At 44.4% G+C, this 12484-nt stretch carries 10 protein-coding genes; 5 read left to right on the forward strand and 5 right to left on the reverse strand.

What is annotated here, in order from left to right; genetic code table 11:
- Positions 1-264: 264 nt before the first annotated feature.
- Positions 265-1992 carry a copper amine oxidase N-terminal domain-containing protein gene (locus B2633_RS10735; protein WP_483170645.1) on the reverse strand — a complete coding sequence of 576 codons (1728 nt, stop codon included), beginning with the start codon at positions 1990-1992 and terminating at the stop codon, positions 265-267.
- Between the two features lie 278 nt (positions 1993-2270).
- Between B2633_RS10735 and B2633_RS10740 the strand changes: the two genes are divergently transcribed.
- The 3 genes from B2633_RS10740 (at position 2271) to B2633_RS10750 (ending at position 5953) form a co-directional block, all read left to right on the forward strand.
- Positions 2271-2615 (forward strand): PadR family transcriptional regulator, encoded by a 345-nt coding sequence (locus tag B2633_RS10740; protein WP_483170647.1) that lies wholly within the window; start codon positions 2271-2273, stop codon positions 2613-2615.
- Complete coding sequence (locus tag B2633_RS10745; RefSeq protein ID WP_483170648.1) at positions 2578-4014, forward strand: permease prefix domain 1-containing protein; 1437 nt, start codon at positions 2578-2580, stop codon at positions 4012-4014. Before B2633_RS10740 ends, B2633_RS10745 begins: the two co-directional genes overlap by 38 nt.
- Positions 4015-4123: 109 nt before the next feature.
- A complete protein-coding gene (locus tag B2633_RS10750) occupies positions 4124-5953 on the forward strand; it encodes a WG repeat-containing protein (protein WP_483170649.1) in 1830 nt (609 codons plus the stop codon).
- Between the two features lie 193 nt (positions 5954-6146).
- On the opposite strand, the gene B2633_RS10755 is transcribed toward B2633_RS10750, so the two are convergent.
- From B2633_RS10755 to B2633_RS10765, 3 genes are all read right to left on the reverse strand, one after another.
- Complete coding sequence (locus B2633_RS10755) at positions 6147-7811, reverse strand: hypothetical protein (RefSeq protein WP_483170651.1); 1665 nt, start codon at positions 7809-7811, stop codon at positions 6147-6149.
- Positions 7812-7906: 95 nt separating this feature from the next.
- Complete coding sequence (locus tag B2633_RS10760) at positions 7907-8221, reverse strand: hypothetical protein (RefSeq protein WP_483170653.1); 315 nt, start codon at positions 8219-8221, stop codon at positions 7907-7909.
- Between the two features lie 530 nt (positions 8222-8751).
- Positions 8752-9636, reverse strand: a complete 885-nt coding sequence (locus B2633_RS10765) for a CPBP family intramembrane glutamic endopeptidase (RefSeq protein WP_483170654.1) — start codon at positions 9634-9636, stop codon at positions 8752-8754.
- 488 nt (positions 9637-10124) lie between these two features.
- Here B2633_RS10765 and B2633_RS10770 point away from each other — a divergent pair, with 488 nt between their 5' ends.
- A complete protein-coding gene (locus tag B2633_RS10770; RefSeq protein ID WP_483170656.1) occupies positions 10125-10415 on the forward strand; it encodes an RNA polymerase sigma factor in 291 nt (96 codons plus the stop codon).
- Between the two features lie 46 nt (positions 10416-10461).
- Complete coding sequence (locus B2633_RS10775) at positions 10462-11064, forward strand: cysteine peptidase family C39 domain-containing protein (RefSeq protein ID WP_483170657.1); 603 nt, start codon at positions 10462-10464, stop codon at positions 11062-11064.
- 180 nt (positions 11065-11244) lie between these two features.
- On the opposite strand, the gene B2633_RS10780 is transcribed toward B2633_RS10775, so the two are convergent.
- Positions 11245-12483, reverse strand: coding sequence for an ABC transporter permease subunit (locus B2633_RS10780; RefSeq protein ID WP_483170658.1), 1239 nt, complete (start codon positions 12481-12483; stop codon positions 11245-11247).
- Between the last annotated feature and the right edge of the window lies 1 nt (position 12484).

Genomic DNA, 12484 nt, shown 5'->3' on the forward strand with positions numbered 1-12484 from the left:
GCGGACGGTTTAATCTGCATGGTGCCAACTCCTTGTAGTAAAATTATAATTATATTATACTCATTTGTTGCTATATCATCTACTGGTTTCGTGTAAAGTGATGGTTCCGTACAGTCTGGGTTAGAACCCGAATTACGATGAAACCATGCGTGAGGAGCAGGAGAATGCTACAACCATATTTTTAGACATTCGGATAACTCTCCTTTAACTCAAGTTTCATCAAGTGCGACATTAGCCTCGTATATCGGCCAAGACTAGACGGCCCTAATAAATATTAATCCACTCAGGATAGTAATTGCCATAGTAGCCAGGTTCCCCGCTGACACCACGAATTAATTCTTTGGGAGCTCCGCCTGCCATCGGCTGATAATACAATGAGCCGCAATTATAGGCGGTTAACCGGAGGAATAATAAACCCTGACCATCAGGGGAAAGGTGCGGGGCATAATCAGCCGTATCGACCGGTCCGTTTGTGACAGCTAACTCTTTACCGTCCGCTGTTCTATGCCAAATTCGCTGCCCCGGAACCAGGACGCCAAATTGCTCCTGGCCTTCCCAGCCCAATGTTTCTGTTCCTCTACAGAAGAAAATGCCGTTTGCAGGAGCTGATAACCACCTGGGTTGGGTGTCAACCTGCTCAGTTTGCCCACAATCAGTAATTTGGCCAGTTTTCACGTCAAAGATATGTAAACGTTTATGAGTAGTCGCTTCCCGGCCACCACCTGCAATATAAGCCAGTTGACTGCTGTCAGGCGCCCAATCAAACCATTGGAGATAGGCCAATCCACCGCCCAGATCGATCGGCTTTTTTTGTGGCATATTCAGCACTTGTATGGCGACCCCGTCGGCCGATAATGAACCCGAATTGGGCTTTAAATAGTAGGCCAGGCAGTATCCGTCCGGGGACCACTTTAGCCCGGTGGCGGCTCGGGTATAGATCTCGTTTTCCATTTTACCGGCTTCATCTAAGGTCAGTAGATTGATATGATCTCCTTTTAATGTAATCCGGTCAATTCGTAAAGGCTGTTTTTCATTTCTAGGCAGAGAAATGGCTAAACTTTGCCCATCCGGTGCCCAGGCCAAACTCTCAATGATTTCACTGTTCTGTGGCCACAAGGTTGTTGTGGCCACCACACCGGTTTTAAAAGAGGAAATTTTCAGGTTACCATCTGGAATATACCCTTCTTGGGGGGTTTGAGTGGTATAGGCAAGCAGATTCTCTGTCGGCGACCAGGATGGAGTAATATAGACTGGTCTTTCATCCAACTGTATAGCACCAGTCCCGTCAGCTTTTACCACCCAAATATACTGCTTACTGGCATATTCATCACTAATATCGCTCTGCAAATAAGCTAACCATTCACCATTTGAAGACCAGCCCACGATTTCCACCGGACCAGCCGCTGTTATACGAATTGGTGCGCTATCAGCCTGTCTGCCATCTACCAGCCACAGGTGGCCGTCGCTGGTGAAAGCTACTCGCGCATCGAAAGCCGCCGGCTCAATCCGTTCCGGCTCGGGAAGCTGGACCGGTTGGCTGATGATGGTGATTTGCGCCACCGATGCACCCTGGTCCCATTTGACCCGCCCCCCTAAAGCGGATGCCAGAAAATTAAGGGAGACTTGCAGGCGATCGTTTATGATTTGTGGCGGGGTCGCAAGTTCAACCTGACTACCATTTTCCCAAACTTTCCGATCACCTGGTTTAAGAATAATCGTTTGATCACCTTTTACGATGGTAGCCGCACTAGCGGCTGAATCCCAGGCCACACTGGCTCCCAAAGCGTTGCTGATCTCCCGCGCGGGTACGATCAGCCATAAATAATTGCTCTCGTCTCTCTGTATGCGCGGTGGTTCAGGCAATTCGAGTATTTGACCGTTTAGCGTAACCGTAATGGCCGGTTGGTCAGCGAAAACGGGTGTACTTAAACCGCCTCCTATCAGAAAAAATATAGCCATTACCGTCCATAACCGTAATTTAGATTTTTTCATATGGCACCTCTCTCTAACAATATCTTTCAAGAATACGGACAACCAAGAAGTTTTTCTGCAACAATATTTTTCTACTTTAAAAATATTTCTTTTAACCTAATCTACATATTTCACTCCAGGAAGAGTTGGCCTTCTTTTTCAGCAGTGTCGTGCATAATATTCTCGTGTCTTGCGTAGATGCTTGTGATTGTGATTTCTTTTTGGTTTTCTTATCCTTGACATATATAGATCGTCGATATACGATGTTATATAGATGATCTATATATGGAGGTGCGAATATGGCAATCGATAAAAGCCTGTTAACGGGAAGCACAACCATGCTTATATTAAAACTGCTCGAAGATACGGATATGTATGGATATCAGATGATTGAAGAACTGAACCGAAAATCAAAAAATGTTTTTGCGCTAAAAGCGGGAACATTATATCCTCTGCTCCACACATTAGAACAAAAAGAACTGGTCACTTCTTACGAGAAGACCGCCGGCAATGCAAGGGTGCGAAAATACTACAGCATCACCAAAAAGGGCCGCAATTATTTGCTGGCGAAAAAAGAGGAATGGAAGGCATATACCTCCGCTGTAAATGCTGTTTTGGGGGGTGCCACTTTTGCATCAGCCTGACAAGATCACCGGGTATTTAGAAACCGTGCGCCAGCAGATACGGTGGAAGAGAGCGCAGCCTATTGTATTGGAGGAAATAGAAAACCACATACTCGACCAAAAAAACGCTTATCAAAAAGAGGGTCTTGATGAAGAGGCGGCAACCGATAAAGCCATCACGGAGATGGGAGACCCTGTGCTGGTCGGGGAGCAGCTTGACCACGCCCACAGGCCGAAACCGGATTGGACCTTGCTTGCCCTGACCGGCCTTATGCTTCTTTTGGGCTTTGCAGTGCAATTTTTTATCGATTCCACTTTTGACGGGGCATGGACTTTGGAACAGCAGATGGTATGGGCGGGTATTGCCGTCAGCGTGATGCTGGCCGCTTATTTCGCCGATTTCACTGTGGTTGGCAAATACCCCAGGATTGTATTTTTCACGCTCTGTGCGATAACTGTTGTCTGTTGTTTCTTTACCGGGACAGTACTTGGCCGAGCATCATATGCGATTTATCCGCTGTTGCTGTTCTCGACCGCCTTTGCCGGATTGGTTTACAGCATGAGAAATAAAGGCTATGGCGGTCTTATTTTTTGCGGGGCGGCGTTTGTGGCTCCCGCCTTTCTATCCATGCTTGTACCCAGTTCAGGCATTCTTTTTTTACTTTGTATTTCCTGTCTTATTCTGTTGACGGCCGCTGTTTTAAAGGGCTGGTTTAATGTGAGAAAACGATCGGCCCTGTTCATCCTGTATATCCCCACTGCCGTAGTTTTGTCGATGTCTTTTTTCTTCATGCTGATGGGTGCGGGGTATAGAGCCGAGTGGCTGCGCGTCGTATTCAATCCCTCTCTTGACCCGCAAGGGATTGGATATATGGGAACTACCGTACAACGCATTTTGTCCCACTCGCAGTTTATCGGCAGCGGTATGCCAATGGATTATTATATGGTTGCCGTAGATGCCTCCAACATTTTAGGCGCGCGTATTTTACCTGCAATCAATACTGATTATTTGCTGACCTATTTGATTTACAGATTCGGATGGATAGCGCTTTTAGGCATCATTGCGCTGTTCGCGGCCTTTATTATTCGCGCGGCTATGCTTTGCAACAAGCAGAAAAGCGTACTCGGTTTTTTGACTTCCACCGCGATTGTTTCGACATTCGCCGTGCAGTTGATCCTATATATTGCTTCGAATCTAGGCTTTATGCTTCTTTCTCCGCTGTCGCTGCCGCTTATCTCTTATGGGAAAATGGCTCTGGTTACCAATATGTTCCTTATTGGACTCCTGCTTTCGGTATTCCGCACAGGTACATTGGTGAGAGATCAAGCCGAATCTGTTGCGGTGAAATCCAACCACTTTATTCACTATGATAATGGCCGGATTATCATTGATCTAATCCGGCCCAAAACAACTGAATAATAGCTTTGGCTTAGCCCCGCAAAGTTGTATTTTATGAAATATTAGGGATGAATTGCATCATGTTTAGCAATAGATGTTAAGATATCTTTATAGATAGGAGGGGGAGTTTTTGAATAAAATAATGGCAGCCAATAAGCTTAAACTTATGCGTTTTATCATAGTATTAGCAGTTCTGGCGATCATTACGACCGGGTGCGGCCCCCTCAGCGGGAATGATGAACCCGTCGCGAATGCAGATACAACCGCTTCGGATAAAGCAATTTTTACAGATATGGAAACCGCTGATTCCCAGCTATATACCAATACCGCATACGGCTTTACCCTGACGTTTCCTGAAAGCTGGCGCGGCCGGTATATCATAACCGAGCATGGCGACACCGTCCTGGTACGCCACAAGCTGACGGTCGAACAGATCGGCAGTCAAGATGACGGGTACATCGGAACTTTGTTCAGGATATATGTCTATTCCCCGAAAAGCAAGTGGGAGAACGATGGAGTGCCTTTCTCCCCTGCCACCGGCAGGCATACCATCGGTGAAAGCGCCAGCGCCTGGTACGCCCTGGAGTATCCCACCGATGTTCAATGGTTCGACGCAGCGCATGCCGAAGACTACGTAGAGCTTAAAAACGACACCAACTGGATAGAAAACGGAGGCTTCGACGTCATCGGCGGCAACCTGCTTGATTTATCCAAAGCAGGGCGTTTTTTAACGGAGGATGAGATTGCCCTGACCCTTGACGAAAAGGAGGTTAAATACTCCGATCAGCTTATGTACCGCTACGACGGCAATGATATATACTTTAATGCCCAGGAGCTCGGGCAGATTTTGGGGATAAAAGTCGTGGAAGCCTTTGAAAAGGAGGCGGGCGACGGGCTCGAAATAGCGCCAGGCCGCAGTGTGGCCACCTTCCATGAGGGCCTGATCTGCTTTCAGTACCAAGACGACGCCTATGTTTATACGGCCATATCCAACAGCGATTCGTGGCTGGAGCCGGAACAGGTCAGAAAGGCGCTGGTCATAGACAGCCAATACTATATCAGCGCCAGTACCATACCCTTCCTTTTTTACTCCCGGATTGACATTAGAGACTATGGGTATGGTAAGGCACAAGGCCAAGTCAGCTTCACAACCTTTAAAACCGAGGCCGCAAGAGCCAAAAGGGTGGCCGATTTATCCGGATTTATCTTCGAGCTCGACGGCCGGCTCCGCTTTGACAAATATATTCTGCTTGGAGCATATGTGGTATATAAAGACCACCAGGCTTATGTAATGAATCGTGACGGCCGAGCCTTCATAGGCCCTATAAACGGCGCCTTATCGTACACGCCTTACGGTTATATGGTTACAGTACCGGACGGGCGAGGCGGAGAACTGCGCGGGTTGTATGCCCACTCCGGAGAGAAGATTCTTGAGCCGGAGTATTCTGCCATCGACAGCGTCGATTTTAGAAAAGGTCTGTTTTTGCTGGCCAAAGGTTCCGGAGCCGACCGCAAGCTCGGCGCGGCGGTGATTGATTATACCAGGCTGACAGCATTAATACCCGTGGAGTTTGAAGAGGTCATGACCTGGTCGGGTCAGGCGCAAATAGGACCGCCTGAATATGAATTGTATTTCGATAAATACGTCTCGGTGAAAAAGGACGGCCGGTGGGGCGCCTATGACCTGGCGGGCAGGCTGGTTGTGCCCCTTGAATACGAGGCCTTCGGGCAGCTTTTAAAAACCGGCGATACCGGCTATTACACCGACTATTATAACCTTTATTTTGACCGTGACCGGGAGCTTATCACGGTCAGGAAAGGCGGGAAATGGGGCGTCATCAGCATGCAAAACGAGGTTATCGTACCTTTTGCATACGATAAGATCTTTACGAAAGACCCCGCTGCCCTGAACAACACCTGGTACGGCCAAAAAGCCGGAGTGGAGACAAAGCTTAATTAGATGGTCAAAGCGGGGTATTCCCGCCTTGACGCTTGATTACCAAAAGCGGGAAAGTTGCCGGATCATATCGCCCGCATAGACAAAGCAAAATTGGACCATATCATATTTCATTAGGTTCATTGCTGATAAGTATTGCTGGAACAAATCGCGGGTTATAGCTGTCTGTTTTTTTGTACATTGAATTGAATATAGCCTATTTAATTGTGGTTTTACAAAGGGTTTCGGTTGTAATGTTATAAAAATGTAAAGTACTGCCTTCTACTACAACATTGCTGCCGCAGTCAGCGGTTTTAAACACAACTTCTCCTGATTCATCAAATATCATTACTCTGTATTTTGAGTTTGGAGTTTCCCTGAATGTACAGGCTAAATATTCTTTTTCATCCCCGGTAATATTCATGGATATCGCTTCTGCTTGCGGATTCAAACTTTCACTATCTCCTATACGATATAAAGCTTCCCGGCTTAAATAATAAACATGATCTCCTACTACTGCAAATTTAAGCTGCCAAGAGTCTTCGCCTTCAAAATTACCTATAAGGGCCTCAGTCCCATCTTGAAGAGAATGCTTATATACACTATAAATACGCTGCTCACCTTCTCCTTTAGAGCACAAATAGTAAAGAGATTCTCCTACTATCTGGGCATTTACCACCCTTTCTTTGGATTGGCTTATCCTGGTCACCTCATTTGTAAATATATTAACTCTATATACAGCGGGGTTCTCTAAACTATAACTGCCATCACCTTCTTGATTCTGCGCAACTTTTGCCGCCCTCACATAGAGTTCATTCCCTATAAGCTCAAGCTTCGGTAATCCTTCGACATCGCTTAAAAAATAGTACCAATAGTCGGCTGATCCCAAGCTTCTGTTACTATCTTCTGAATAATCGATATCTTGAACTCTCAAATTTCCCGGACCCGGGGTAGGACCTATCCAGTACATATAAAGCCTATCTCTTATCAAGGTGGTCTCATAATAGCTGCTTTGAATTTTTTGCACTGTACCATCTTCCTTTAATAAGTATCTATGATCCGAGCCCATTACAGCACCACCGGAGTGAAAAAACAGCATTGCTTTTCCGTTCTCTTCGTAAAATTCGTGACGGTCGTATTGCTTTCCATCTCCATATGACCAGATTTCAAGTTGAAAAATCTTCTTGGCTTTACTTATGTCTGATAATGGCGCTTGCATTACGGCTCCCTTATTATCCACGTAATAGGCGTAACCGTTCTTAGCCATAACCGCTATGCTATTCTTTCCTTCAAAGTCTCCATACTGCTCAGCCAACCTATTCGTAGGAATCTGAATTTGATCTAACTTTGCATTCTTCGATGTGATAACAAGTCCATTTTTGCCATCAAACTTATAATCCCACCCAAACTCACCCACACTATATTTCCAAGTCATAGGGAAATATGTAATATCTCTAAATAAAAGAAGTGGATATTCTTCCTTGCTGTTATCTACAGCTTTACCATTTACCTTAATTGGGAAGTTTGCAATTTCTGCAGTATAATTTTTTATATTCTTTGCCGATGATAGATATGGATTATAGGCTGCCGTAACACCTGTCGCATCTACCAAAAGTCCAGTTTTATCACCTGTCCACGTAGATTCAAGGCCTAAAAATCTGCAATCACTAAAAGTCATTGGAAAATATGTAATGTCTTTATAAACGATAAGCGGGTACTTGCTATAATCGTTATTTACCGCCTGTCCGTTAATGATGACCTTGAAGTTTGGCAAGGTAATGCTTACGCTATTACCTGCAGCAAATGAAGCAACTGAGGTACTCGCCATAGTACTGATGAGCAGTGTCACCAACACCAACACACCAATCAGTCTCTTTTTCATACTGTTCTCTCCTTCCCGTCCTCTATCTTCATATCCCGCAACATAGGCCTTTATAGTTCATGAGTATGCCTCCGACAAATTGGAATTCACCAGTCCTAACTTTTCCTGGAATATACAACCAATGTAATTGCATTAAGTATAATTGTGACTGCAAGAAGTACTGTGGCGACTAATGCCACCGCAGAGGAAGTATCCATAAGCGCTGACCAATCCTCTATCTTTACCAGATGATCGGTATAGAAAATTTGCATACACAGTGAGATGGCACAGGCACTGACGCTTGCTACAGAAAAGGCAACCCAGTTCCTGTGGTCAGCCTTATTGTGCTGCACAAGATTAACAACAGGAAGTATCCATGCAATCAGCCCAAGTAAAAGACTTCCCAAATTCAGCCAACCAGCTCCAAACATAGCTTTCTCCTTTGCTCAATGCCTTTTTATCTAATATTTCACCGGATAATTCATATAGGAAATATAGGATAGGACTCGTTTTGACTCAAGAAATATAATGATTTTCTGCAATCTTTCTCTGGCCTTCAGGTGGATTCCAAGATATTCCAAACACAGGACAGCTTACTCCAGTTAATCTATTAAAAATTTCTTTGTGTTTCAAAGCAATCCCTCCTTGCAGGCTCTTTCCTTATTATTTAATTGCATTTATGTCACATAGCAAAGCCTCGTACCAGCCATCCATAATCCTGTTTACAATCCACAATATAGTCAACGTATATCGTCTGATCCTTGACTTGGTATAGAATGAGATACCATTTCTCAACGAACAAAATGAAAAGTTGTAAAGTGAAAAGTTAAGTTCCGGCCTGCTAGCGAAAGTAGCACTTACGATTGCACAAAGTTCCGGTAGTATAGGCGTGGTTGCCTGCCCGTGCGGGAAGGAGGAGCATATGGCAACGGCGCTCAAAGGGAATCATCAACATTTAACACTATCGGATAGGATATAGATTTTCTTTCCAATATCCACGAAATGTCTGTTTGCGATGTGCCCCGCTTTTCCAATAGATGAAAAGAACGAGCAGGAACGATACGGTCTGAGCAATGGTAATGCGGATTACTTGCAATTCATCCGCGCCAGAGGCCGTTGCGACATGTAAAAGATTAATGATGGTGTTATTGAAAAAATGGTCAGCCATCGGCATCCAAAGTGAACCGGTAATTTTAGTCAGCAAACAGAATTTTATTCCGGTAATTCCTGTTATTAACACAAGCATGAGGGAATAGATCATCGCTCCGCCTGTACTCATTTCTCCGTCCAACAGACTGCGCACAGGAGCTGCGATATGCCAGATACCAAAGAGGATAGAGGATAGAAGAGCCGCCTTTATAAATGAATATCTTGTTTCCGCTAGCTTAATGAACAAGCCTCGGAAAATACCTTCTTCCATAGCCACATTGATGAGATTCCCAACTATACAAAAAACAAAAAACAACAGACCTGTATGTCGGCCCTGATTTCCATCAATTCCATAGCTGGTCACATAGATTTCTAATGAAGGAATGTTGCCTCTTGACAGCTGCATAAAAAGCTCAGTTACATAGGCGATCATGAACACGGTTGCACCTAGCAGCAGACCATAGAGTACCATTCTTCCTACTGACTTGCCGGTGAAACCTACTTCCGACCACTTGAGTGAGAAATACCGTATTGCCAACGCGAGTACAAGGATACCGGCCAGTTTATGTATAAACGCCTCACCGAAGATGCTTTGATCCGTACGGATAACCATGTATTCAACTGCTCTGAACACGAAGCATACCAAATAAACGACCAGGATGGCTTTCACCGGATCCAACAGCTTGTTTTCTTTCATAAATGGACGCTCCCATAATATAAAATAATCACCGATTACGCTCATTAATCTCATTGACAAATTGGAATCTTTAATTTGCCAGAGGATCAAATACCATTTCTTCTCGAACAGCTTGTGGGTATTTTGTGGGGCGGAATAAATTCGGGGCCCCCGGCAACGGGAAACGCTCCGGCATTTGGCCATGTTAATGAACTCCTTTTGTTTAGAATTGCAGGGGGCAGAATTTTTGAGCAATTTTCAATACTATATATAATTTCGTAGGGATTAGCAATTTTTCCGCCCTTTAGTGATCTATAAAATTTTTCGGCTTTCGGGCAGGTCATAAAGGAAACACGGGAAAGCACAGGAGGAACACGGGGACTGATTGCGGCAATTATTGGGCGGTTAAATTCAGCGTTCAGAAACGGGAAACGCTCCGGCAATGTTTGGAAAAATGTAGGGTTTTGCCCCGCTTTGGCGTCTAATCATTACGAGGAGGCGGAAGATGGTTGAAGAAATTTTCGGTACCGAATAATGATCATGCAATTGATATGCAACGACTGATTGATGAATACGGAAATAGTCTTTTGCGGATGTGCTATCTCTATTTTCATGACTTGCAGTTAGCGGAAGATGCTGTACAGGATACCTATATCAAAGTGTATCAAAACCGGGATAAATTCAAAGGAGCGTGTTCTGAAAAAACTTGGATCACCGGTATTGCTATCAATGTCTGCAAATCGCATTTAAGAAGGTCACGGCAAAGAATTCAGTCAAAAGCAACATCATTTATTGTATAATTACGTGAAAGCACGGTTTCGGAGCCTAAAAGTGAAGGTTGGTTTTATGAATAATAAGAAAGTAATCTTTGGGTTGATTATGGTAGCGTTTATTTTTATCGGAGCTATTTATTGTCTGCTCCCTCTTCCCCAAAGCGACACTGATACGTTGAACTGTCCATCTGAATTTTATATAACGACGAATAACCAATTTGAATTGCAGCCTCCTGGCCAATGTGCAGCATATTCCAGTGCATTTGTTGTGAGGCATTTTGGTCATGAAGCTGAGTCTGATATGGTATACAAGCATATGCGATTCAAAATACCTGTTTCCGGTTATGTGCTTCCCAAAGGAATGATCATTTATATTCAAGAATCTGATTTGAAACCAGAAATATATCGCGGAAACCTGCTGAATTTGAAATCCAGACTGACCAAAAGTAATCCTGTAATCGTATTAATAGGCCAAGGACTGCAATGGCAACATTACATGACTTTGTTGGGATATAATACCACGGAGAAAGAATTGTATTTCTATGACTCAAAAAAATCATCCGATGAAAATGGCGCATTACCAGGTAATAGAACATTAACGGAAGATTATTTTCTTACCTTATGGGATAATGGATTGCCAATTTTCAATCATGTTTATATTACTGTAAGTGCGTAGGTATCGCTACTATGACTTCGACAACGTATTCTGCTCCAGGCATGGTTAGCGCCGGAAACCGCCCAGGGATAGGACATGTTGGTAAGTTCTGGCTGTCCAGCCGCCGAAATGACAGTTTTTGCTTTCCCGTTGAGCGGTTGTTCATGATGCATCAAGTCAACCTATTAAAAGCTTTCCCTGTCAGGCGACTTGATGCTTACAATAGGCGCGTACGGCAAGGAAAAGGAATACCGGGATTTCAACCGCCGCGGCCGCCATTATCACATAAGGCGTCCAAAGGCTTATTTGCCCAACATGCAGGTAGTTAAGGTCAATCAGTTGATATAATAGACTATTCTTCATTCCAACTCCTGCCGATGGCAAAATAGAACTAATCCAGTTTTCACCCAAGGTTGAATACGCAAAAATGGGAAGCAAACACGATGCAAAGGCGATCAGGATGACTGTAAGCGAATCCTTGCATTTAGCTGATAGAAACAATGTGAAGCTAATCGTTGCCAGCAAAGAAAGTAGGCCGCCGATTGCCATAACAACTTGCAGTTGTCCGAGATTAAGAGCAGGAAGGCTGATAGCAGAGAAAAGCATCTGCATGGATGTTTTCATGCACTCCGGCCCAAAGGCAAGGTTTGAAATGAGTAAGTGCAGAAAAATACACACAACGAAATTTACAACAAAAATCGTTAAAGCGGCTGCGATTTTTGTAATCGCCAATCGGGAACGTCCATGTTTTGTGCAGCGCAAAACACTGTCCGAACCCGTCTGATACTCATTAGAGAACGTAGGCGCAGCCATAGCGGTACAAAGGATGACACATACAAAAATGAAAAATCCGATGTAATCAAAGGCGTCCCTTGAATATCCGGCATATAGCAGAAAAGGTGTTTTTACCTCTGCGTATTTTCTCAGAGCCTGCTCCTGTGCAGCTGATCCCTTTTGCTCTAATTGCATGAAATCTTTTAGGTGCTGCACCGTTTGCTCATAAAAACGGTCTAATTGGTCCGGGGATATATCCTTTAAATCTGCTGCCATACCGGTCTTGTGGTCAGCAAATGCTTCTTGCACCTGTCTTCCTAAAAGCGGCCTGATAGGAGAAATCTTTTCCGTATAGACAGCCAACGGAAAATTCTCGCTGCCAACCTCTCCATATTGAGAAACAGTGCGCTGATAGGTTTTCAAGGCGGCTTTGAGCTTTTCCGGGGTGACTTCGCCATTATGGACGGAGCGAATCGACTTTTTATAGGCAATCGCCTCCAAACCATTTAACTCAACAATGTTTCCGTTTTCATCTTGATAATTGATGGATTCAAACATTACGGGAAGCCAAGCCATTCCTGACGACATTACCAGCGCAATGAGCAGTAAAGTCAAGGCGCGGCGTGATTTCAACACACGTTTCATTTCCAGCCAATAGATACGCATA

It is taken from the genome of Syntrophomonas sp. UBA1041 (assembly GCF_002316705.1).
Taxonomy (GTDB): Bacteria; Bacillota; Syntrophomonadia; order Syntrophomonadales; family Syntrophomonadaceae; genus DTU019.